Genomic DNA, 21,755 nt, shown 5'->3' with positions numbered 1-21,755 from the left:
AGCGCTAAACGCAAAAAATACCCAACCGGTTCTAAAACAAACACCCTGGCGCGGGGTGGAGCAGCTCGGTAGCTCGTCAGGCTCATAACCTGAAGGCCGCAGGTTCAAATCCTGCCCCCGCAACCAAAATCACATACAAAGCCCCGCAACAAAACGCGGGGCTTTTGTGTTTGTAGAGCTAAGATAGCTCCCCTCACCAACAAAAGCCGCACCCCAGACAACGCGCTGGACGCTGAAATCTCACCCTCACACAAGGACTTGAAGGTGGCGAAAAGGAATTGTTCTACTGAACCAGTTCCCCACGAGCGAAATAGATCCCAATTAATATCCTTCGAAACAGGATCACCATCCGCATTGCAACGTGAGCCGAATTGCATCGAACGGATGGCAAACGGGGCCGCTATTTGGCGTCGCGTCATATCACCGGCATCGAGCGTTGGGTCAGAGCGGCTCACTGATTACGTAGACTACGCATAATCCGGATAGAGCGGAAACGGTTGTTCGCCGGAATGGTATAAAACAGATTGCCGTTGTCTTGTGTGCCTTTCGGGTTCAAATATGCGTCACGTCTGTCATGCGGGAAGGGGCATCGGCTTTTCCGCATGATTGATCATTTCATTCATGGAGATGCATCATGCATTATTCTGCAGCGGCCGACCGTTATCAATCGGATATGATCTATCGCCGCACCGGCCGAAGCGGCATTGATCTGCCAGCGATTTCGCTTGGCCTCTGGCATAATTTCGGCGGACGGGATGTCTATGAAAACGGTCGCGCAATCCTGCGCCGGGCGTTCGATCTGGGCGTGACGCATTTCGACCTGGCAAACAATTATGGGCCGCCGCCCGGATCGGCGGAAGAAAACTTCGGCCGTATCATGGCCAGTGATTTTCGGCCCTATCGCGACGAGATGATCATCTCTTCAAAAGCCGGCTGGGAGATGTGGCCAGGACCATATGGCGGGATTGGCGGCAGCCGCAAATATCTGATCGCCAGTCTCGACCAGTCGTTGAAGCGCATGGGGCTCGACTATGTCGACATTTTCTATTCTCACCGTGTCGACGCCACGACCCCGCTTGAAGAGACGATGGGAGCGCTCGCACATTTGCACCGACAGGGCAAGGCGCTTTATGTGGGTATTTCCAGCTATTCGCCGGAACTGACGCTGAAGGCAGCGGCGATCCTGAAGGAAGAGCGCGTGCCGCTTTTCATCCATCAGCCCAATTACAATATGTTCAATCGCTGGATCGAAAATGGCTTGCTCGATACGCTGGAGGGGCTGGGTACCGGGTGCATCGTCTTTTCGCCGCTCGCTCAAGGATTGCTGACATCCCGCTACCTGAACGGAATTCCCGAGGGCGCGCGAGCGAATCAGGGTGGTTCGCTGAAGGCCAGCGCACAGAACGAAGAACTGCTGGGCCGCATCCGGGCGCTGAACGCCATTGCGGAACGTCGCGGCCAGACATTGGCTCAGATGGCCATCGCCTGGACGCTGCGAGACCCGCGCGTCACTTCTTCGCTAATCGGGGCAAGTTCGGTAGCACAGCTTGAAAATTCACTGGGTGCCCTGAAGGGTCTGGAATTCAGCGCCGCGGAACTGGCAGAAATTGACCAATATGCGCATGACGGCGGAACCGACTGGTGGAAGAGTTCGACTTCGCTTTGATGTGTTAACGAAGAGCGTGATAAAGGCCGTGCGCTCAGTGTGCGGCCTTTCGCGTGAATGGATGAATGCAATTCACGTGGGGTGACGGAATTGCTATAGGCCAACGGGGGCAAGGCAGTTGCCGTAGGAGCCTTTTGGGGAAAAAGAATTGGCCATGTCGCTGCGGTCGATAAAGGGCAGTTTGAAATATCCGCTGATCCGTGGGGGACTGGAGGCTATCGCCTTTTCCGGTGCGGCGGCGCTTTTCCCTTCTGCCGCCGGACGCGGTGTGGTCTTCACGATGCACCACGTCAAACCGGAAGAAGCGACAGACAGGCTGGATCCCAACGCAATACTTTCGATTACGCCGCAGACGCTCGAATTGGCGATAGAAGCATCGCTGGAAGCAGGCCTTGTGCCCGTTCACCTGCACGATTTGCCGAACCTGCTTTCCGAACCGGATAACGGACGGAAATATGTCGCCTTCACGCTGGATGACGGCTATCGCAACAATGCCGAATTTGCGGCCCCCGTATTTGCCCGGTACGATATTCCCTACACGATTTTCATCACAACCGGCTTTGTGGAACGCAAGCGATCCATGTGGTGGAGAACCAGTGCCGCATTGGTGATGGAAGCCGACTGTTTCCAGTTCGACTTTGGAAACGGCGCTGTCGATGTCCGTTCGAAAAGCCATAGCCAGAAATCAGCGGCCTTTGCCCGGCTTGTCCGGTTCGTGCAATGTTTCGAAGAAGATGAAGCAGTAGCCCGCCTTGACAAGGCCGCGAAGATGGCGGGGATTGACGCAATTTCTCTTGTCGATGAATCGGTGATGAGCCCCTCGGAACTGCACGACTTGGCGCGCAATCCGCTTGTGCACCTTGGAGTGCACACGGTCACTCATGTCAACCTGCGTCGTGTCGATGACGACAGGCTGGCAAGGGAGATCGCTGATTCGACTGCCTCTGTTGAACGCTATGCCGGCTACAGGTCGCGATCCTTCGCTTATCCGTATGGCTGGAAGACGGCAGTCGGTGAGCGGGAAATCAATGCCGTCGCAAAAGCTGGCTTCGATGCGGGAGTAACCACACAGCCGGGCGTGCTGCAGCGGGCTGGCAGGATGCCGGTCACGGCTATTCCGCGTATTTCCCTCAATGGCTATTTTCAGAAGAAACGCTATATAAAGGCGCTCCTTACCGGGCTGCCGTTTAAGCTGATCTAAAGCGGTTCCAGTTTCAACGGAATCGTTAGAACCGCTCTATCTATTTGTTTTTCTGCAGCATTTCCGAACGCAAAACCGTTTCACACTTTTGCTGGAAATGTTCTGGCTGAAATCAAATGACACGGTGCCCTGAAACACGAAAGGCCGCCTGTCGGCAGCCTTCGTAAAACCTGATTTGAGTGACTGGAGCGGGCGAAGGGATTCGAACCCTCGACCCCAACCTTGGCAAGGTTGTGCTCTACCCCTGAGCTACACCCGCTCGCGCCAGTCATTCCGGAACCGTTCGTTTCCGTCAGACAGGCGCTATATGGACCAACGCTTCGGAGATTGCAACAGGGAAATTTGCTTCTTTGTGCAAGATATTTGCGGTTTTTCCCAAAGCTGTGGATGAAATCAGCGCGCATGGCGGAAGTGCCTGCGCGCTGCTTGCACGGCTGCAGCGGGAACGGAACGTCAAACTGGCCGGATACCGCTATCATGCGCCATTTTCCGCCTGAACCGGCAGTTTCATCACATGCGCATATTTGCGCGGATTGAAGCTCAGATAAAGCGGGCAGATGCTTGCGACCAGAATGAGGTGCATGATCCAGCCCGATGCGAACGAACCGGTCAGGCCATGCAGGAACGCGGTGGCGACCGGACCGAGAGCGGCGATCAGAAAGCCGCCGCCCTGCATCATGGCGGTAAGTGCGCCTGCTTCGTCGGGCCTGGGCAGATGGTCGAGCGATGTAATCATCGCAAGGGCGAAGCTGCCGCCGAGACCTGCGCCGCAGATGGCGGACCAGAAAAACGGGGAAAAGTGCGGCGCAAAGGCAAGGCCAGCGAAGCCGACCGCCTGCATGGCCAATGTCAGCAGCAGGAAGGGGCGGCGGTCGGTGCCGCGGCGGGCGAGCAGAGGCAGTCCGAATGCCGCGAGCGCCTGCGCGACTGCCATTGCCGCGACGAGATCGCCGGTGGTGGAGGCAGCAAGACCGAGCGACTGGTAATAGGGAGCGAGCCACGCAACCATGGATGAATAACCGGCATTGACCAGACCGAAAGCAGCCATGAGCACCCAGGTGCGTGGGCGGCGCAGCAGATGACCGGTTATTCCGGTTTTTTTGCCGGAGGATGATGTTTCGCGGAGAATGGGAATTGCGGTCAGCAGGGCCAGTATTGCGGGGATTGCAAGAACGCCAAGGGCTAGCCGCCAGTTATGCTGGCTTCCCGCAAGCCATGGTGTCAGCCGCGCGCCGAGTGCGCCGCCCGCCATGATCATGGCTGAGTAGAGCCCCGTGACTGGGGCAATGCTCGACGGGAAGCTGGCCTTGATGAGGCCGGGCATCAAGGCCTGAATCATCGCCACGCCTGCGCCGCACAAGACGGCGGTCAGCACCAGCGAAACGCCGTCCGGCACGAAGCCGCGCAGAAGGGAGCCTGCTGCAAGAATGGCAAGCGCTGCGAACATGCTGCGCCGGGTGCCGAACAGCGACTGGATGCGCGGGGTTGCAAAAGCGCCGAGCCCCATCAGCATCATGGGCAGGAAGGTGAGCAGGGACAGCGCACCGAAGCCCATGCCTGTATCGGCTGCGATAGCCGAAAGCACTGGTCCCGGCGCGGTGAGGAACGGACGGAGATTGAGGCCGATCAGGACGACAAGCGCGAGGAGGGCAAAGCTCGGAGCGCGCCCGCTGCCCGCGGCCGCGTGGTTGGTGGTCTGCATGTCTCAGGCGCCTGCCTTGTTCTTGCTTTCCCAGGCTGCGTAGAGTTCAGGATCATTTTGCCGTGGGGAGTGCTCAAAGCTGATGCCGGTTTGTTCGTTGATCGGCTTGGCGAGTTCAGCGGCGATTTTCGCGGTTGAAAGGCCGAACGGTTCGGCCTGCTCGTTGGAATAGGCAAAACGGATTTTCTCGACGCCCGCCATGCGCACCGCGGCGAAGCACATGGGGCAGGGCTGGCCGCTGGCATAGACTTCGCAGCCATCGAGACGCGGTGATTGCAACGCCTTGCCTGCCGCGCGCAATGCCAGCAATTCAGCATGGGCGGTCGGGTCGCAATCGGCCTGCATCCGATTGACGCCGGTTGCGATGATGTTGCCGTCCTTGACGACCACTGCGCCGAACGGGCGTCCACCTTCTTCAACATTATCGAAGGCGAGCTTTATGGCCTGATCGAGAAATGTGTTGTCGCTGCTCATTTCGCGCCTGCCTTTTCCAGTAGTGCCACCATCGGCGCATAGCCGCGGCTGCGGGCGTGTTGAAGCGGCGTTACGCCATCATTATCTGCCAGATTGACGTCGGCACCGGCATCGATGAGCAGCTTGACGATCTCGACATGGCGCTGGCCGCCATCGCCCAGCATGATGGCTTCAAGAAGCGCCGTCCAGCCAAGATTGTTGACGTGATCGACCTTGACGCCAGCCTCGATCAGAGTGCGCACGGTTTCGACATGCCCGCGTTCGCAGGCTGGAATGAGCGCCGTTCCGCCATAGCGGTTGGTGCTTTTGAGGTCCGCGCCATGTGCAAGTGTCATCTTGAGAATTTCAAGGTGCCCGCGTGCGCCCGCATAAAGGTAGGGACTGTCCTTGATGGCATCCTTGGCATTGACGTCGGCACCAGCGTCGATCAGTGCGCGAGCGACATCGACATGGTTGGCGTGAGTTGCGGCAAGAAGCGCCGTCTCTCCGTTTCTGCCACGCGCTTCCAGATCCGCTCCAGCCTTGATGGCTGCGTTGACCGAGGCAAGGTCACCGGCTGCCGCGGCTTGAAGAAGAGAAGTTTCGGCATGGGCGGCGGCATGGTGGCCGGGCAATATCGGTTCGGTCATGACTATGGTCCCTGCAATCAATGCCAAGGCACTCAAGCTGAATATTGTTTGACGCATCGGCTGGTTCTCCTGCTTGTTGCATTCATACAAGCGGAGTGACATATTTGGAAATTAAATGTTGAACTGGCTTCCAGTGGCTCTATGAATACTTCTTTCAATCTCGATCTTTTGCGGGCCTTCGTGGCTGTTGTCGACAGCCGCAGTTTCACGGTAGCGGCCTTGCAACTGCATTCGACACAATCGACCGTGAGTCAGAAGATTATCCGGCTGGAAGAAGCTGCCGGGCAGGCGCTTCTGGAACGTGCCCGGCATGATGTGCGACCGACCGATGCGGGCGAAAAGCTGCTGGGCTATGCCCGCCGCATATTGCACCTGCATGACGAGGCCACAGCCGCAATGACCGGCACGGCGCTCGCCGCCGTGTTCCGCCTCGGCCTGCCGGAAGATTTCGCCTCGCGGCTGGTGACGCCTGCTCTGGCGCGTTTCATGCGCGCCCACCCAAATACGAAACTCGAAGTGACAAGCGGCCTCAGCCGTGATTTGCAGAAAGGGTTCGAGACCGGCGAGTTCGATCTTGTCATGGTGAAGCAGAAGCGTGGCGAAACGGTCGGGACGATGCGCTGGCCGGAACCGCTTTCATGGTTTGATAGTGCCAGTTTTCCCGTATCGCATGTCGATCCGCTGCCGCTTGTCGCGTTCCCGCCGAACGGCCTTTACCGCAGCGACATGATGGAAGCTCTCGACCGGATGGGCAGGCGCTGGCATGTGGTTTTCACCAGCTCCAGCCTGGCAAGTATCCAGAGCGCGGTTGCCGAGGGGCTGGGCGTCAGCCTGCTGCCGACCCGGGTGGCATTGCCCGGTCATCGTGTCGTGCCTGCCGCAGCGGGGTTGCCGTCCGTCGAGCCGATGGAAATCGTCATTCGTCACATGGACAATGGACCCGAACAGATCCGCCAACTCGCTGCAATGCTGGCGGAAATCGTTGGCGAGTGAGGTATCTTCGGATGGGTTGCCCGGCGCTATTTCGAGGCGCTTTGATAGTTTGCATCGTTTCAAGCGCCATTTACGAAATTTCCGGTCTTTTCATTCCAGCTTAATTTCTGAAAAGCAAATTGGTTTTCAGATTGACTGATTTTGTATCCAGGATATTGTGTCCAGAAAAGTTGGGAGGCTTTTCGATTGGCGGCTTTTGAATGGCGCAGTCAGACCCGTTTGCTGGACGAAGTGGCAGAGGCGCTTCGCGAGCGAATTTATGCGGGTGATTACGCGCCGGGCGCGATACTCAGGCAGGAACATATCGCGGCCGAGTTCGGCATCAGCCGCACGCCGTTGCGCGAAGCCTTGCGTGTTCTGGAGCGTGACGGGCTGGTCATTCACCTGCCGGGGCGGGGCGTGCGCGTCGCTTCTGCTGATCTTACCCGCCTGATCGACGCCTATGCGGTGCGTGAAGTGCTGGATGGGGTCGCGGCGCGTTTTGCCGCCGAACGGGCGACGGAAACGGATATCGCAAAGCTGCGCGCGCATGTTGTGGGGCAGGGCGCGGTTGTCGATCCGTGGGACCCGAAGGCCTATACCCAATCCAATGTCGATTTTCATATGGCGGTGATGAACACGGCGGGCAATGCTTCGCTGATTGCCTTCGTGCCGCTGTTGCGCATGACATCGCAGGTTTTTGCGCCGTCCTTTTCGCTGTCGGTTGATCGGGCGCGCGATGCAATCCGCGAGCATGGAGCCATCGTCGAGGCCATCGCTTCGCGTGACGGTGAGGAGGCCGAGCGGCTGGCGCGGGCCCATATCCGCGCAACCACGGCAAGACTGGAGGCGGGAATGCCGCTTCGGGAGAACGAAAATGAAGCATGAGAACAAGACGGGAGGAGCCGGCTTGCTCCGTTATGGCAATTTCATCGCGGGCCAGTGGCAGGATGCCGTTGGCGGCGAGCATATCACGCTCAAAAACCCGTCCGATGGCAGCGATCTGGCGCTGATTGCGCGCGGCGCCAAGGCCGATATCGACCTGGCGGTAGCTGCGGCCCGCAGCGCGCTTTCGGGCGACTGGGGCAGGCTGACGGCGACCGAGCGTGGCCGCGTGCTGCATCGCATTTCGGAAGAGGTCTTGAAGAATATCGACCTCCTGACCGATCTGGAATCGAAGGATGTCGGCAAGCCGGTCACGCAGGCTCGTGCCGATGTGGTGGCGCTGGCGCGTTACCTTGAGTTTTACGGCGCCTCCGCCGACAAGGTGCATGGCGATACGCTGCCCTATCAGAACGGCTTCACGGTCCTGTCGATCTATGAGCCGCATGGTGTCACGGGCCATATCATTCCGTGGAACTATCCGATGCAGATTCTGGGGCGCAGCCTTGGTGCGGCACTGGCAATGGGCAATGCAGCCGTGGTGAAGCCTGCCGAAGAAGCCTGCCTCACGATCCTCGAATTTGCGAAGATCGCCGAAAAGGCGGGCTTGCCGAAGGGCGCGCTGAACGTGGTGACGGGGCTTGGCGCGGAAGCCGGTGCGGCGCTTTCCGAACATCCTGACGTCAATCACATCTCATTTACCGGATCGGTGCGCACGGGCGAGGCGGTGCAGGCGGCGGCGGCGAAGAACACCGTGCCGGTGACGCTGGAACTCGGCGGAAAATCGCCGCAGATCGTCTTCGCTGATGCCGATCTCGACCGTGCCTTGCCGTTTCTGGTCAACGCAGGCATCCAGAATGCCGGTCAGACCTGCTCGGCCTCTTCGCGCATTCTGGTCGAGCGCAGCATTTATGAGGAAGTCGTCGCCCGCATGAGCGAGCGCTACCGCGCATTGAAGGTTGGTCCGGCCAGCGCCGACCTGTCTGTCGGCCCGGTTGTTTCGCAGCGCCAGAAGGCGATTGTCGATGGCTATCTCGATCTGGCGAAGGAAAGCGGCTTGGCCATCGCCGCGCAAGGGGTGCTCGCAGAAGATGCGCCCGAAGGCGGGGCCTATGTCCTGCCGACGCTGATCCGCGACGTGCCTGCCGATCATCGTCTGGCGCAGGAAGAAATATTTGGTCCGGTGCAGGTTATCCTGCCTTTCGACACGGAAGAGGAAGCCATCGCCATTGCCAATGGTACATCCTATGGCCTCGTTTGCGGTATCTGGACGAATGATGGCGGACGCCAATTCCGCCTGGCCCGCGCCATCCATTCCGGTCAGGTCTTCATCAATAATTATGGCGCTGGCGGCGGCATCGAGCTGCCGTTCGGCGGCGTGAAAAAATCCGGCCATGGCCGTGAGAAGGGTTTCGAGGCGCTCTATGGATTCGCCTCGCTGAAGACGATTTCTGTATATCATGGTTAGGGTAAAGCACGATGTCGCTTGAAGGTAAGGTCGCGCTCATCACGGGAGCAGGTTCGGGGTTTGGCGAAGGCATGGCAAAGCGCTTTGCCGATGGCGGCGCAAAGGTCGTCATCGTTGACCGCGACGAGGCGGGCGCGAAACGCGTTGCGGGTGAAATTGGCGATGCGGCGCTGGCCGTTGCTGCCGATATCTCCAAGGAAAGTGATGTGGATGCGGCGGTGGAAGCTGCCCTGTCGAAATTCGGCAAGGTCGATATTCTGATCAACAATGCCGGGATCGGTCACAAGCCGCAAAATGCCGAACTGGTGGAGCCGGAAGAGTTCGACCGCATTCTCGGCGTCAATGTGCGCGGCGTTTATCTGATGACGCGCAAGCTCATTCCGCATTTCAAGAGTAACAGTGAGGGCGTAATTCTCAACGTCGCTTCGACCGGAGCCGGGCGTCCGCGTCCGAATCTTGCCTGGTACAATGCCACAAAGGGCTGGGTCGTGTCGGTCACGAAGGCGCTGGCCATCGAACTTGCGCCCGCGAAAATTCGCGTTGTGGCGCTTAATCCGGTTGCCGGTGAAACGCCGCTGCTCACCACCTTCATGGGTGAGGACACCGAGGAAATCCGCAAAAAATTCCGCGATTCCATCCCGATGGGCCGCCTGTTGAAACCCGACGATCTGGCTGAAGCTGCGGCTTTCCTTTGCTCGCCCGCTGCCTCTATGATTACAGGGGTTGCGCTCGACGTGGATGGCGGGCGCTCGATTTAAATAAAGAAGGAAACAGGGGAACCATGGGTAAGCTGCTGAAAGCCGGGCTGGTCACAGCCGCGATGCTGGCATCGATCAACGGTGCTTTTGCGAAAGATACGCTGGTGGTCGGCGAAGTGCTGGAGCCGCCGGGCCTCGATCCGACCGCCAACGCCGCCGCCGGTATCCGGCAGGTTACCTATGCGAACCTTTATGAAGGTCTGGTTCGGATTGTCGAGGACGGCACGGTGAAGCCGCTTCTGGCTGAAAGCTGGACCGTCTCCGACGACAAGAAAACCTATACGTTCAAGCTGCGTTCCGGCGTGAAGTTCCATGACGGCACGCCGTTCGACTGCTCGGTCGTGAAATTCTCCTATGAGCGCGCGGTGGCGCCCGATTCCACCAATGCGCAAAAGGGCTTGTTCGAGCCGATTGCAAGCACGGAATGTCCTGATCCGGCGACCGCCGTCGTTACGCTGAAGCGCCCGACCTCGAACTTCCTGTTCAATATGGGCTGGGGCGATGCGGTGATGGTCGCGCCGAATTCGGCAGCGGAGAACAAGACCAAGCCGGTGGGTACAGGTCCATTCAAGTTCAAGCGCTGGGTGCAGGGCGACCGCGTGGAGCTGGAGCGTAACCCGGATTACTGGGGCGAGCCTGCGAAGCTTTCCGCCGTCACGTTCCGCTTTGTGAGCGATCCGTCGGCTGCTGCCGCTGCCATCCTTGCCGGTGACATCGATGTCTTCCCGATGTTCCAGGCACCGGAACTGATCAGCCGCTTCAAGAGCGACGACAAGTTGCAGGTTGAAGTGGGCGATACGGCGGGCAAGGTTCTGCTGTCGCTCAACAATGCCAAGGCTCCGTTCGACAATGTGAAGGTGCGTCAGGCGCTGGCCCATGCCATCGACAGCAAGGCGCTGATCGAAGGCGTTTATTCCGGCTTCGGCACGCCGATCGGCTCGCATTATGCGCCAGTCGATCCGGGCTATGTCGATCTCTCGCAGACCTATCCGTATGATCCGGCGAAGGCGAAGCAGTTGCTGGAAGAAGCAGGCGTTCCGGCAGGCACGTCAATCACCATCACGCTTCCGCCACCGGCCTATGCGCGACGCGGCGGCGAGATCATCGCGGCCATGCTGGCGGAAGTTGGCATTCAGGCCAATCTCGTCCCGATCGAGTTCGCCCAGTGGCTGGATCAGGTGTTCAAGCGGTCGGATTTCGACGCGACGATCATCGCGCACACGGAAGCGCGCGATCTCGATATCTACGCCCGCGACAAATATTACTTCAACTATCAGAACCCGGAATACAAGGCGCTCTACAAGGCTTACGCAGAGGCCGGAAGCGACGAGGAACAGCTCGAACTCGTAAAGAAGCTGCAGGAAAAGCTTGCCGCTGACGAACCGAACGTCTTCCTCTATGCGCTGCCGAAAATCGGCGTGTGGAACAAGAACGTAAAGGGCCTGTGGAAGAACATGCCGATCCCGGCTGACGATCTGACGCAAGCCTATTGGGCCGAATAAAACATCCGCCCCGGCGCTTTTGCAAAGGGGCGGACAACACCATGAATGGCTGTACGTCCCATAAAGACAAGGGGAGGGTGTGCGGCGAATTGGAATGTGAAAAGCGGATATCCGTCTTTTCAAGGAGGTCGTTTTGCTGGCTTATATATCCGGGCGACTGGTTTCGCTCCTGCTTACGACGCTTGCGGCTTCCGTCATCGTCTTTCTGCTCATGCAGGTGCTGCCGGGCGATCCGGCAGCGGTGATCCTGGGTATCAATGCGCAGCCTGAAACATTGGCCGCGCTTCACAAACAGCTTGGTCTCGATCAGCCGCTCTGGTGGCGCTATCTCACATGGATTGGCGGCTTTCTGAAAGGTGATTTCGGCACCAGCTACACCTATTCCGTGCCGATCAGTGAATTGCTCGGGCCGCGCATCATGGTCACGCTGCCGTTGGCGCTTCTGTCGATGGTGCTGTCGGTCGCGGTTGCCATTCCGGTCGGCGTCTATGCGGCGTCCAAGCGCGGCAAGACCGGCGATGTGCTCTCCATGGGCGTGGCGCAGGTCGGTGTCGCGATCCCGAATTTCTGGCTCGGCCTGCTTCTGATCCTGCTCTTCGCCTTGCAGCTTGGCTGGTTTCCGGCTTCGGGTTTCGCGGGCTGGGAAGGCGGGTTCTGGAACGGCATCCGTTCGCTGTTCCTCCCCGCATTGGCGCTGGCCCTGCCGCTTGCCGCCATTCTGGCCCGCGTCACCCGATCCGCCGTCATCGAAACCTTGGGTGAGGATTTCGTGCGGACCGCGCGCGCCAAGGGCCTGACGCGCAAGGCCGCGCTCTGGCGTCATGCGGTGCCCAATGCGCTGATCCCTGTTGTCACCATCATCGGCCTGCAATTTTCCTTTCTGCTGGCAGGAACCATCATCATCGAAAACGTCTTCAATCTGCCCGGCCTTGGACGGCTGGTGTTTCAGGCCATTGCGCAGCGCGATCTCGTGACCGTGCAGTCGCTGGTGACGCTGCTGGCGGCTTCCGTGATCGCGGTCAATTTCGTTGTCGATCTGGTCTATGGCTTTATCGACCCGCGCCTTTCGACGGGAGGCAGCCGATGAGCGAGGCGCAGGCTTTCCCCAAACCGGGCATATTCAAAACGATATTGACCAGCCGCAGTCTGGCCGTCGGCTCGCTCATCACGATCATTCTGATCGCGATGGCCGTCATCTCCTATGTCTGGACACCTTATTCGCCGACGGCGATGAACTTCCGCGACAAGTTGCAGGGGCCGAGCTTCAATCATCTGTTCGGTACGGATAATTTTGGACGCGACGTGTTTTCCATGATCATGGTCGGCGCACGCAATTCCATCGCCGTGTCGATCATCGCGGTGCTGGTTGGGGCCGGTATCGGTATTCCACTCGGGTCGCTTGCGGCGGCGCGTGGCGGGCTGATCGATGGTTTCGTCATGCGCATGACCGATCTCGCCTTCGCGTTTCCAGCGCTTCTTACTGCTGTCATCATTACCGCCATTTTCGGGCCCGGCGCTGTCAATGCGATGATCGCCATCGGCATTTTCAACATCCCGGTTTTTGCCCGCGTGACGCGCGGCGCATCGCTCGGCCTTTGGAAGCGCGAATATGTGCAGGCGGCGCGTTGTGCGGGGCGCGGCGATATTTCGATCACGCTTTTGCATGTGCTGCCCAATATCAACCATGTGCTGATCGTGCAGGCGACGATCCAGTTCGCCCTCGCCATCGTTGCGGAAGCGGGCCTGTCCTATGTGGGGCTTGGCACCCAGCCGCCGATGCCGAGCTGGGGCAAGATGCTCAACGATGCACAGACTTTCATCTACGACGCGCCATGGCTCGCCATTTTCCCCGGCCTTGCCATCACGCTCGCCGTGCTTGGCCTCAACATGCTGGGTGACGGATTGCGCGATGTGCTCGATCCGCGCGTCAGGAGGCAGAGATGACAACACCTTTGCTTGAAATGGACGCTATGTCCGTCGAACTGCCGATCGGTCTCAAGGTCGCCGATATCGTGTCCGACATTACCCTGACGCTCAATCGCGGCGAGCGCCTCGGCGTCGTGGGGGAATCCGGCAGCGGCAAGTCGATCACCGCTCTTGCCGCCATGGGCCTGCTGCCCGACCGGATGCGTGTGCGCGGTCGCTTGCGCTTCGACGGCGAGGATCTGGCGAACAAGCCTGAAGCGGAACTCTGCAAGATGCGCGGGCGGCGCATGGCGATGATCTTTCAGGAGCCGATGACGGCGCTCAATCCGGTCAAGTCCATCGGCGCTCAGATCGCCGAAGGCCGCCGCCTGCATCTTGGCGAAAGCCGCGCCGATGCGGAGCGTGAAGCGCGCCGGCTGCTTGATCGTGTCGGCTTGCCTGCGCCGCGCTTCGATCTCGATCTTTATCCGCACCAGCTTTCCGGCGGGCAGCGCCAGCGCGTGATGATCGCCATGGCGATTGCCTGCGAGCCGGACCTGCTGATCGCCGATGAGCCGACAACGGCGCTCGATGTAACCGTGCAGGCGCAGATTCTCGACCTGATGGACGAGCTGATCGATGAAACCGGCACGGCACTGATGCTCATCACCCATGACCTTGGGGTGGTTTCGGAAATGACCGACCGCATCGCCGTGATGTATGCGGGCCGCATCGTCGAGACCGGACGCACGGAAGCGGTGTTCAATCGCATGGCGCATCCGTATGCGCGGGGGCTGTTCCAGGCTTCTCCCCATGGTGCCGCGCTGGTGCGCAGCCACGGCACGGGGCGCCAGCGGCTTGCCGCCATTCCAGGTGTCGTGCCGGACCCGCTGGCGCGTCCGCCTTATTGCACCTTTGCCGACCGCTGCGCATTCGTGCAGGACGATTGCCGCAAGGCGATACCGGGGCTGGATCTGATCGGGGAGAACGAGGGGATTGCGCATCGCGCCGCCTGTATCCACCCGCGCGACGGCGAGGTGCTGGCATGAGCAACATGATCTTGCAGGTGCGCGATGTGGTGCGCGAATACCAGCTTCCGCGTGCGTCGTTTTTTTCCAAGCCCGGCGCATTGCGGGTGTTGCATGGTGTGAATGTCGAGATCGAAGCCGGGCAAAGCCTTGGCATCGTGGGTGAAAGTGGCTCCGGCAAATCCACGCTGGCGCGCGCCGTGATGGGGCTGGAGCGTCCGCAATCCGGACAGGTCCTCATCAATGGGCAGGATATCTATGCGCTTGATCGCGCCGGCTTGCGTGAGGCGCGCAAGGGCTTTCAGGCGATCTTTCAGGACCCTTACGGCTCGCTCGATCCGCGCCATACGGTCAAGCGCATCATTGCCGAGCCGATTGTATCGCTGGAAAGCGGCACGAGCGCCAAAGACCGCGACGACCGCGTGGCTGAAGTGCTGGAAGCTGTTGGCTTGCCGAAATCATCGGCGGAAAAATATCCGCACGAGTTTTCCGGCGGGCAGCGCCAGCGCATTGCCATTGCGCGTGCGCTCATCACCAGACCGGCGCTAATCGTCGCGGACGAACCGGTGTCGGCGCTCGACGTTTCCATTCAGGCGCAGGTCTTGAACCTGATGATGGATTTGCAGGAAAAGTTCGGCCTTTCCTATCTGTTCATCAGCCATGATCTGGGTGTCGTGCGCGCCATCACCGACCGCGTGGCCGTGATCTATCGCGGCAATATTGTCGAGCAGGGGCCGACGAATGAAGTCTTCGACAATCCGCGCCATGACTATACCCGGGCGCTGGTCGATGCCGTGCCGAAGCCGTTTTCGGGTCGCCGCAAGCGCGTACGGCCCTCAAGCTACACACTGAAATTGCCTGAGTGATTTGAGGAATCCCTATGTCGAATCTTGCCGATTTGTCAGCCGTCGAACTCGTGTCCGCCTATAAGGCGAAGTCGCTGTCGCCGGTCGAAGTCACGGAAGCGGTCATCGCCCGTATCGAAGCCTATGAGCCGAAGCTGAATGCGCTTTGGGCCTATGATCCGGATGCGGCGCGGGCGGCAGCGAAAGCCTCCGAAGCACGCTGGTCGAAGGGTGAGCCTGCCGGTCCCATCGATGGTGTGCCGCTGACGATCAAGGAGAATATCGCCACCGAAGGAACGCCAGTGCCGCTCGGCTGCGCTGCGCTGCCGCTAAAGCCTGCCGCCGCCGACGCTCCGCCTGCGGCGCGCAGCCGTGAGGCTGGCGGCGTGTTGCTGGCCAAGACGACCATGCCTGATCTCGGCATGTTGTCTTCGGGCCTGTCGAGCTTTCACAAGCTGGCGCGCAATCCGTGGGACTTGAACACCAATCCGGGCGGATCCAGCGCGGGAGCGGGAAGTGCGGCTGCCGCCGGTTACGGTCCCTTGCATATCGGCACGGATATTGGCGGTTCCATCCGCCTGCCTGCGGGCTGGTGCGGTCTCGTCGGACTGAAGCCCTCCTTCGGGCGCATTCCCATCGATCCGCCGTTTCTTGGTCGCGTGGCCGGGCCGATGACCCGCACTGTCGCCGACAGCGCGCTTTACATGTCGGTGCTGTCGCGGCCCGACCGCCGCGACGCCATGAGCCTGCCTTATCAGGACATCGACTGGATGGACCTCAATATCGACGTCAAGGGCCTGAAGATCGGCCTGTGGCTCGATGCCGGTTTTGGCGAACCGACCGGGGATGAAACCCGCGCCGCCGTTGAAGCAGCCGCGAAAGCATTTGCCGATGCGGGCGCGATCATCGAACCGGTTGCGCCGTTCCTGAACCGCACCATGATTGACGGTCTGGATCGGTTCTGGCGCGCGCGCTCCTGGTCGGACATCAAGAAGATGACGCCGGAAAACCGGGCGAAAATCCTGCCTTACATCTATCAATGGACCGAAACCGCCGAAGGGCTTTCCGGCGAGGAAGTCTATCTCGGTTTTGCCCAGATGGACGCCATGCGCAATGCCGCGCTCGCGGCTTCCAAGGGCTTCGATTTCATCATTTCGCCGACCGCGCCGATGCCGACCTATCCGGCGGAATGGGCCTCTCCAGTCAACGATCCGCAGCGCCCGTTCGAGCACATTGCCTTTACGGTCGCGATGAACATGTCGGAACAGCCCGCGATTTCAATCAATTGCGGCTACACATCGAAGGGCCTGCCCATCGGCTTGCAGATTTTCGGCCAGCGTTTCGACGATCTGGGCGTGTTGCGCCTTGCAAGGGCTTATGAGGAGATGCGGCCGGTGCAACGCCCATGGCCCGTTATCGCGTGATCGCCAAATCCCGCCTCTCATCCTTCGAGACGGTAACCTTCGCTACGCTCAGGTCACCTCCTCAGGATGAGGGCGGCGCTGAATGCAGCCTCTTTACTTCTTCGCCCGCAGCGGCGCCCGTTCCTTGTAACGGTCCGTGGCAGTGAGCTTCTGGATCAGCGGGTCGGCGTCGCGCCAGCCATAAATCTCGGTGCGCAGATAGTCGAGTTCGGCTTCGAGTTCTTCTTCGCCGATTTCCGTCCACCATGATTTCGGGCGGCCGTCACTGCCGTCCGACCAGCGATAGCCGCGCGCCTTGAGGTGATCCTTCATTTCGAAAGGACTGTTTTCGGCATAGATGCGCATCCGCGCGCGCTGGCTTGCCTTCAGCAGTTCGGCAAAAGGCGTGGTCTCGCCTGACTGTTCCCTCAACACAGCGAGCAGAGCCTGGCAATCGTCTTCGGCCCTGTGGCCGTTGTGAAAATAGCCGCTCTGGCCGATCAGGTAGCCAAGCTTGGTGCCCTCAAAGCCGCGCGCGGTCCAGTCGATCTCCTTGACCGAACAGGCCCACGGCTTGCTGGCGAAGGCGATGGAAAAACGTTCCAGAAACGGGCGGTCGAAACCGGCATTATGCGCGATGATCAGGTCGGCTTCGGCGATGAGCGCGTCCAGCTTCTCGCGCGGGATTGTCTGTCCCTTCACCATTTCGTCGGTGATGCCGGTGATGCGGGTAATATCAGCCGGGATCGGCTTCGATGGCTGTTGCAGCGCGCCGAACGTGGCGCAGACATCGCCTATCGATCCGTCGTCCGCATAGCGAAAGGCCACTGCACCGATTTCGATGATTTCTTCCTGCGCCGGATTGAGGCCAGTTGTTTCCGTGTCGACGATAACGCCCAGACGCGGGAAGGCGACGCTGTCGGCATCGGAAACGGTCGGCGGCGGATCGAGCCGTTGCAGGATGCGGTAGCGCCCGCTTTCTTTCAGGCGCTTCACCATCTCCGCTTCATCGATGCTGGTTGCCTTGCCGGACCTGCTGCGTGCAGGGCGGAGTTCTGCCCGTTCCTCCCTTTCCCCGTGGGAAGGAGCAAAAAGGTCGAACTGATGGCGCATGTAACATCTCCGCAAGGGGGAACCGGATTTGGCAAAGAATGCCATTTTGCGGTGCTGCAACCAAGGCTGCAATCGTATAAGTAACAGGTAATCACCCTGCAAGGCGGCAGCAAGGCAGGGCGCGCGTCGGAGAGGGCATGAGGAGGGGACTTCGTGGCAGACTATGATTACTGCGTCATCGGCGGCGGCATTGTCGGGCTCGCGACAGCAAAAGCCATGCAGGAAGCCGAGCCGGGCGCAAGGATCATTCTGCTGGAGAAGGAAAGCGATTTCGCGCGGCATCAGACGGGGCACAATAGCGGCGTCATTCATGCCGGAATCTATTATCAGCCGGGTTCGTTGAAGGCGCAATTGTGCCGGGCGGGTGCGGAAGCCACGAAAGCCTTTTGCAGGCAATATTCCATCCCCTTCGAAACATGCGGCAAACTGCTGGTCGCGACCTCCACGCCAGAATTGGAGCGCATGGAGGCCCTGGCCAGACGTGCGGTCCAGAACGATATCGCGTTCCAGCATGTGGATCAGCAGGCGCTCCGCAAGGTCGAACCCGCGGTTGCAGGAGTGGGGGCGCTTCTCGTGCCTGCGACGGGCATTGTCGATTATGCGAGGGTATCGCGGGCCATGGCGGCCGAAATCGTCGAGCGCGGCGGTATCGTTCGGCTCAATTCGCCGGTGACCGCGATCCGGGAGGATGACACCGGCGTTGCGGTGACGGTGAATGGCGAAACCGTGCGTGCTTTCAAACTGGTTGCTTGTGCCGGATTGCAGTCGGACCGCATTGCGCGTCTTGCCGGGCTGGATATCCGTCACCGCATCGTGCCGTTTCGCGGCGAATACTACACCTTGCCGCAGTCGAAAGCGAATATCGTCAAGCATCTGATCTATCCCATTCCCGATCCCGACCTGCCGTTCCTCGGCATCCATTTGACGCGAACGATTGATGGCGGCGTTACTGTCGGCCCGAATGCGGTTCTGGGCTTTTCGCGCGAAGGTTATGACAAGGGCAGTTTCCGTGCGGGCGATGTTGCAGACATGGCGGCATTCCCCGGCTTCTGGAAGATGGCCGTGAAGAACTGGCGATCGGCACTGTCCGAGTTCGGTAATTCCGCGTCTCGCGCGCGCTATCTAAAGGAATGCCGGAAATATTGCCCGACGCTGGAGCTTTCCGATCTTGGTGCGCCGGGGGCCGGAATACGCGCGCAAGCCGTGCTTGATGACGGGACGCTGGTGCATGATTTTCTCTTCAGGGAAACGGAGAGAATGCTTCATGTTTGCAATGCGCCGTCACCTGCTGCGACATCTTCCATACCCATAGGTCGTATGATCGCGGAAAAGCTTCTGGGGATAAATCTCGGGGTAAAAACTGCGTGAAAGTAGCTTCGTGCTGAATGATGTTGTTTTCAGATGGTTTTTAGCAATCGCTTATACTCGAGATTGCTGCTTTAGGCTTTAGTGTTCATCAATATTACAAGCTATTAACTTGACTTTGCTCCCGGTTTGTAATTGCACATTACGTTCAATCTGAAATAGCGTTTTTTGCAATTTTATTTTCGACCGATCAGGGCCCGTTTGTGAAGTTTGTGCCGCCGCTTATAGTATTGCTGTTTGCAGTGACGATGTTGGGCATCTGGATGCTCGACACGAAGCGCAGGCATCTCTTGTTTTTCGGCCTCAGCTTTGCCTGTTTCGCCGTTGGGCTTCTGATTCCGATATCGCTGATCTCTGACAGCCTTATCCTGACGCTGCCGATAACCACAGCTCTCCATTTTACGGGCGGCTGGCTGCTTTGCGAAGGTGTGATGATGCGGATGGGCAAGCATTATTCGCGGCTTGCGCCACGCCTGATCGGGTTCGGTCTTCTGGCAGCCATGGTCTATTGCTACGCAAACGGCATGGGTTATGCGCGGATTGCGCCCGTGGTGCATCTGGCATTGGGAAGCCTGATGGCGGTGCTTTGCATTCAGGCGCGCGGTCTTGCCTATCGAAGCTTGATCGATCGCGTGCTGTTGGGTGCGTTGCTGCTGTTGACCGCGCATTTCTATGTACAGGCTGGAATGGCGATGGGGCTCCCCAATGAGATTGTCCGCCCCTCCGAACTGATGCGCTCGCGCTATTGGCAGGGCGTCATGATCTTCGGTTCCTTTGCCGGTGTGATCGCTGGCCTTGTCCTTCTGGCGGTGACGACTTCCGATGTGGTGCAGGAATTGCAGGCAGAGCGCGATACAGATCCGCTGACCGGCGTTTTCAACCGCCGCGGCCTGGAACGCCGGGCGCGCTTGCGTCTGGCCGAGCCCCAGCGCGGCGATCACGGGGTCATCATTGCCGATATCGATCACTTCAAGTCGATCAATGATGCACTGGGTCATGCGGCCGGCGACCAGGTTCTGGTCGAGTTTGCCCGTATCCTGCAAACCATCGCTGCCGATACAACGATTGTCGGGCGCATTGGCGGCGAAGAGTTTGTTCTTCTGGTCCGCGGCGATGCCGAAACATGCGAGAGGCTGGCCAACGTGCTTTGCGGACGCGTGGCCCGGCATCAGTTTCCGATGCTGCCTTCAGGCCGCCAGCTGACATGCAGTTTCGGTATCGCCATGGTGCGCGGCGGCGAGACAGTATGGGAAACAGCGGCACGGGCCGATCTCGCCCTGATGCGGGTCAAACATCGCGGTCGCAATCGGGTTGCGGTGGAGGGGCTGGAGTTTCCAAGCGCCAAGCAAGGCGCATTCCTTCTGACAGCCTGAACCCGTTCCCGCCGATCCGGTTTTCTTCATCCCGTAAAGGATTTGGTTACCATAATTGGCGATGCTGGAGATGACCTTCCAGTCACCGCCTTGCCATGTCTTGTTCGTCTTTTGCCGGACCGACATGCAAGGCGGTGCAGGGAAAGTTGTTTTCCACTCGGGTTGTATCATGGCGTGTGTAACAGAAGTGTATGGCTACGCGGCTCCGCGCAGCAGCAGCATCCGGCTTCCATTCGGTTTCAGGGGGCTGATACGCGTTGCGGCATTCGCGGCGACGGGCCTTGTGGCCGGAAGCTGGATGATGACCGCGCTCGGTACGCTGGAAACGGTAGTGCCGGCCTTTGCACCTGTGGCCCCGGTTATGCGCCGTGTCTCCCTGACCGCGCCGCAGGCACTTGCGGTCGTAGATCACAAGCTCGCACCGTCGCAGCGCATCCGGCGAGGCTTCATCGACGCCTATACCGCCGACACTGCCTATTCCAACCTCGACTGGCGCCGGAGCAAGGACGCGGATGATGCGCCAATCATCGCCGATATCGGTCCCGATTCCGTAATCGAGGACAAACCCGTCGATACGGCATCCCTCATTGAACTGCGCGCTGATCGCGTTCGGCGGGAAGAACCCGTCGTGGCAAGTATTCAGCCGCAACAAACGACCGGTGCGGCAGCGCTTGCCTATACGCCAGCGCCTGACGCGGCAGCGGCGCTCAGCAAGATAGAGCCTCTGTCCCAAGCTGAAGAAATGGATGCGGCTGAGACGCAGGCACATCTCCCTGTCGGCAATGCCGTGCCTGTCCCGCAACTCGCTCCAGACCAGAGGGCGGATGTGGCCGTGGAGGACACGCGGGATGCGTATCTGCCCGATGACGTGCCTTTGCCCGGCGCAAAGCCTTCGCTGCGCCGTTCGCGTATGCATGAGAAGACCCAGCTCGCCTATGCGCCGGAAAGCGGCGCAATCGAGGAGCCGCGCACCGGCTTGTTCAGTCCGCTCCTCAATGAGGCTTCGCGCAGCAAGGTTGCCATTTACGATATTTCCGCTGCCACTGTTTACCTGCCTGGCGGCGAGCGTCTGGAAGCCCATTCCGGCCTCGGCCCGATGCGGGACAATCCGCGCTATGTAAACCAGAAGAACCGTGGGCCCACGCCGCCGCACACTTATAATCTGCGTATGCGCGAGGCGCTGTTCCATGGTGTCGAGGCGATCCGCCTGACGCCCGTCGATGGCAACAACCGCTACAATCGCGATGGACTTCTGGCGCATACTTTCATGCTGGGGCGTCGCGGCGATTCCAATGGCTGCGTGGTCTTCAAGGATTATCCTCGCTTCCTGCGCGCCTTCAAGCGCGGCGAGTTCAACAAGCTGGTCGTCGTGACCCGGATGCAATCGTCGAAACCCGCGCGGATAGCATCGCTTTTCTGATGAATAGCCTTCTATAGGAAGATATTTCGAGTTTTGGGTCGGCACAAAG

General features: G+C 59.6%; 19 protein-coding genes and 2 tRNA genes. 16 read left to right on the top strand and 5 right to left on the bottom strand.

Annotated features, from left to right (window positions below):
- Nucleotides 1-49: 49 nt before the first annotated feature.
- The 3 genes from F9K78_RS20790 to F9K78_RS20780 all read left to right on the top strand — a co-directional run bounded on the left by F9K78_RS20790 (nt 50) and on the right by F9K78_RS20780 (nt 2,867).
- Nucleotides 50-126 (top strand) — tRNA-Met (locus tag F9K78_RS20790).
- 508 nt (nt 127-634) lie between these two features.
- Complete coding sequence (gene mgrA / locus F9K78_RS20785; RefSeq protein WP_121987359.1) at nt 635-1,666, top strand: L-glyceraldehyde 3-phosphate reductase; 1,032 nt, start codon at nt 635-637, stop codon at nt 1,664-1,666.
- Between the two features lie 154 nt (nt 1,667-1,820).
- Complete coding sequence (locus F9K78_RS20780; RefSeq protein WP_121987360.1) at nt 1,821-2,867, top strand: polysaccharide deacetylase family protein; 1,047 nt, start codon at nt 1,821-1,823, stop codon at nt 2,865-2,867.
- A gap of 184 nt (nt 2,868-3,051) precedes the next feature.
- On the opposite strand, the gene F9K78_RS20775 is transcribed toward F9K78_RS20780, so the two are convergent.
- The 4 genes from F9K78_RS20775 to F9K78_RS20760 all read right to left on the bottom strand — a co-directional run bounded on the left by F9K78_RS20775 (nt 3,052) and on the right by F9K78_RS20760 (nt 5,672).
- Nucleotides 3,052-3,126, bottom strand: a tRNA-Gly gene (locus F9K78_RS20775).
- A 216-nt stretch (nt 3,127-3,342) separates the two neighbouring features.
- Complete coding sequence (locus F9K78_RS20770) at nt 3,343-4,569, bottom strand: cyanate transporter (RefSeq protein WP_121987361.1); 1,227 nt, start codon at nt 4,567-4,569, stop codon at nt 3,343-3,345.
- A gap of 3 nt (nt 4,570-4,572) precedes the next feature.
- Entirely contained in the window at nt 4,573-5,043 is a 471-nt protein-coding gene (locus tag F9K78_RS20765; RefSeq protein WP_121987362.1) for a nucleoside deaminase, read from the bottom strand.
- Complete coding sequence (locus tag F9K78_RS20760) at nt 5,040-5,672, bottom strand: ankyrin repeat domain-containing protein (protein ID WP_235925496.1); 633 nt, start codon at nt 5,670-5,672, stop codon at nt 5,040-5,042. The genes F9K78_RS20765 and F9K78_RS20760 overlap by 4 nt, the downstream gene beginning before the upstream one ends.
- A 141-nt stretch (nt 5,673-5,813) precedes the next feature.
- On the opposite strand from F9K78_RS20760, the gene F9K78_RS20755 reads away from it, so the two are divergent.
- The 10 genes from F9K78_RS20755 to F9K78_RS20710 all read left to right on the top strand — a co-directional run bounded on the left by F9K78_RS20755 (nt 5,814) and on the right by F9K78_RS20710 (nt 16,456).
- The gene (locus tag F9K78_RS20755) at nt 5,814-6,665 is read left to right on the top strand and encodes a LysR family transcriptional regulator (RefSeq protein ID WP_121987364.1); all 852 of its coding nucleotides are present in this window, start codon (nt 5,814-5,816) and stop codon (nt 6,663-6,665) included.
- Nucleotides 6,666-6,851: 186 nt separating this feature from the next.
- Nucleotides 6,852-7,532 (top strand): GntR family transcriptional regulator, encoded by a 681-nt coding sequence (locus F9K78_RS20750; RefSeq protein WP_121987365.1) that lies wholly within the window; start codon nt 6,852-6,854, stop codon nt 7,530-7,532.
- The gene (locus F9K78_RS20745; RefSeq protein ID WP_121987366.1) at nt 7,522-8,994 is read left to right on the top strand and encodes an aldehyde dehydrogenase family protein; all 1,473 of its coding nucleotides are present in this window, start codon (nt 7,522-7,524) and stop codon (nt 8,992-8,994) included. Before F9K78_RS20750 ends, F9K78_RS20745 begins: the two co-directional genes overlap by 11 nt.
- Before the next feature lie 11 nt (nt 8,995-9,005).
- Nucleotides 9,006-9,752 (top strand): SDR family oxidoreductase, encoded by a 747-nt coding sequence (locus F9K78_RS20740; protein WP_121987367.1) that lies wholly within the window; start codon nt 9,006-9,008, stop codon nt 9,750-9,752.
- 23 nt (nt 9,753-9,775) lie between these two features.
- The gene (locus F9K78_RS20735; RefSeq protein WP_121987368.1) at nt 9,776-11,254 is read left to right on the top strand and encodes an ABC transporter substrate-binding protein; all 1,479 of its coding nucleotides are present in this window, start codon (nt 9,776-9,778) and stop codon (nt 11,252-11,254) included.
- 133 nt (nt 11,255-11,387) lie between these two features.
- Nucleotides 11,388-12,341 carry an ABC transporter permease gene (locus tag F9K78_RS20730; RefSeq protein ID WP_121987369.1) on the top strand — a complete coding sequence of 318 codons (954 nt, stop codon included), beginning with the start codon at nt 11,388-11,390 and terminating at the stop codon, nt 12,339-12,341.
- Nucleotides 12,338-13,198: an ABC transporter permease gene (locus tag F9K78_RS20725; RefSeq protein ID WP_121987370.1), complete on the top strand. Its 861-nt coding sequence runs from the start codon at nt 12,338-12,340 to the stop codon at nt 13,196-13,198. Before F9K78_RS20730 ends, F9K78_RS20725 begins: the two co-directional genes overlap by 4 nt.
- Nucleotides 13,195-14,208, top strand: coding sequence for an ABC transporter ATP-binding protein (locus tag F9K78_RS20720; RefSeq protein ID WP_121987371.1), 1,014 nt, complete (start codon nt 13,195-13,197; stop codon nt 14,206-14,208). Before F9K78_RS20725 ends, F9K78_RS20720 begins: the two co-directional genes overlap by 4 nt.
- Complete coding sequence (locus tag F9K78_RS20715) at nt 14,205-15,053, top strand: ATP-binding cassette domain-containing protein (protein WP_121987372.1); 849 nt, start codon at nt 14,205-14,207, stop codon at nt 15,051-15,053. Before F9K78_RS20720 ends, F9K78_RS20715 begins: the two co-directional genes overlap by 4 nt.
- A 14-nt stretch (nt 15,054-15,067) precedes the next feature.
- On the top strand, nt 15,068-16,456 hold the full coding sequence (locus tag F9K78_RS20710) for an amidase (RefSeq protein ID WP_122066389.1): 1,389 nt from the start codon (nt 15,068-15,070) through the stop codon (nt 16,454-16,456).
- A 93-nt stretch (nt 16,457-16,549) separates the two neighbouring features.
- Here the strand turns inward: F9K78_RS20710 and F9K78_RS20705 are convergent, their stop codons facing one another.
- Complete coding sequence (locus F9K78_RS20705; RefSeq protein ID WP_121987374.1) at nt 16,550-17,548, bottom strand: 3'-5' exonuclease; 999 nt, start codon at nt 17,546-17,548, stop codon at nt 16,550-16,552.
- Nucleotides 17,549-17,701: 153 nt separating this feature from the next.
- On the opposite strand from F9K78_RS20705, the gene lhgO reads away from it, so the two are divergent.
- The 3 genes from lhgO (at nt 17,702) to F9K78_RS20690 (ending at nt 21,706) form a co-directional block, all read left to right on the top strand.
- Complete coding sequence (lhgO, locus tag F9K78_RS20700) at nt 17,702-18,916, top strand: L-2-hydroxyglutarate oxidase (protein ID WP_121987375.1); 1,215 nt, start codon at nt 17,702-17,704, stop codon at nt 18,914-18,916.
- Between the two features lie 200 nt (nt 18,917-19,116).
- A complete protein-coding gene (locus tag F9K78_RS20695) occupies nt 19,117-20,286 on the top strand; it encodes a GGDEF domain-containing protein (RefSeq protein ID WP_121987376.1) in 1,170 nt (389 codons plus the stop codon).
- A 169-nt stretch (nt 20,287-20,455) separates the two neighbouring features.
- Nucleotides 20,456-21,706: a DUF2778 domain-containing protein gene (locus F9K78_RS20690; protein WP_235925495.1), complete on the top strand. Its 1,251-nt coding sequence runs from the start codon at nt 20,456-20,458 to the stop codon at nt 21,704-21,706.
- The last annotated feature ends 49 nt before the right edge of the window (nt 21,707-21,755 follow it).

Origin of the sequence: Brucella pseudintermedia (genome assembly GCF_008932435.1) — a bacterium.
In the GTDB taxonomy this organism is placed as follows: Bacteria; Pseudomonadota; Alphaproteobacteria; order Rhizobiales; family Rhizobiaceae; genus Brucella; species Brucella pseudintermedia.
The sequence above is the reverse complement of the archived record's forward strand: the minus strand, read 5'-3'. Positions and strand labels throughout refer to the sequence as shown.

What these genes read in the sequence shown, in the direction of transcription:
- F9K78_RS20760 (WP_235925496.1), bottom strand. Translation starts at nt 5,672, where the DNA reads ATGACCGAACCGATATTGCCCGGCCACCATGCCGCCGCCCATGCCGAA.
- F9K78_RS20765 (WP_121987362.1), bottom strand. Translation starts at nt 5,043, where the DNA reads ATGAGCAGCGACAACACATTTCTCGATCAGGCCATAAAGCTCGCCTTC.
- F9K78_RS20710 (WP_122066389.1), top strand. Translation starts at nt 15,068, where the DNA reads ATGTCGAATCTTGCCGATTTGTCAGCCGTCGAACTCGTGTCCGCCTAT.
- F9K78_RS20690 (WP_235925495.1), top strand. Translation starts at nt 20,456, where the DNA reads ATGGCGTGTGTAACAGAAGTGTATGGCTACGCGGCTCCGCGCAGCAGC.
- F9K78_RS20715 (WP_121987372.1), top strand. Translation starts at nt 14,205, where the DNA reads ATGAGCAACATGATCTTGCAGGTGCGCGATGTGGTGCGCGAATACCAG.
- F9K78_RS20705 (WP_121987374.1), bottom strand. Translation starts at nt 17,548, where the DNA reads ATGCGCCATCAGTTCGACCTTTTTGCTCCTTCCCACGGGGAAAGGGAG.
- F9K78_RS20725 (WP_121987370.1), top strand. Translation starts at nt 12,338, where the DNA reads ATGAGCGAGGCGCAGGCTTTCCCCAAACCGGGCATATTCAAAACGATA.
- F9K78_RS20740 (WP_121987367.1), top strand. Translation starts at nt 9,006, where the DNA reads ATGTCGCTTGAAGGTAAGGTCGCGCTCATCACGGGAGCAGGTTCGGGG.
- mgrA (WP_121987359.1), top strand. Translation starts at nt 635, where the DNA reads ATGCATTATTCTGCAGCGGCCGACCGTTATCAATCGGATATGATCTAT.
- F9K78_RS20720 (WP_121987371.1), top strand. Translation starts at nt 13,195, where the DNA reads ATGACAACACCTTTGCTTGAAATGGACGCTATGTCCGTCGAACTGCCG.
- F9K78_RS20735 (WP_121987368.1), top strand. Translation starts at nt 9,776, where the DNA reads ATGGGTAAGCTGCTGAAAGCCGGGCTGGTCACAGCCGCGATGCTGGCA.
- F9K78_RS20780 (WP_121987360.1), top strand. Translation starts at nt 1,821, where the DNA reads ATGTCGCTGCGGTCGATAAAGGGCAGTTTGAAATATCCGCTGATCCGT.
- F9K78_RS20745 (WP_121987366.1), top strand. Translation starts at nt 7,522, where the DNA reads ATGAAGCATGAGAACAAGACGGGAGGAGCCGGCTTGCTCCGTTATGGC.
- F9K78_RS20770 (WP_121987361.1), bottom strand. Translation starts at nt 4,569, where the DNA reads ATGCAGACCACCAACCACGCGGCCGCGGGCAGCGGGCGCGCTCCGAGC.
- F9K78_RS20755 (WP_121987364.1), top strand. Translation starts at nt 5,814, where the DNA reads ATGAATACTTCTTTCAATCTCGATCTTTTGCGGGCCTTCGTGGCTGTT.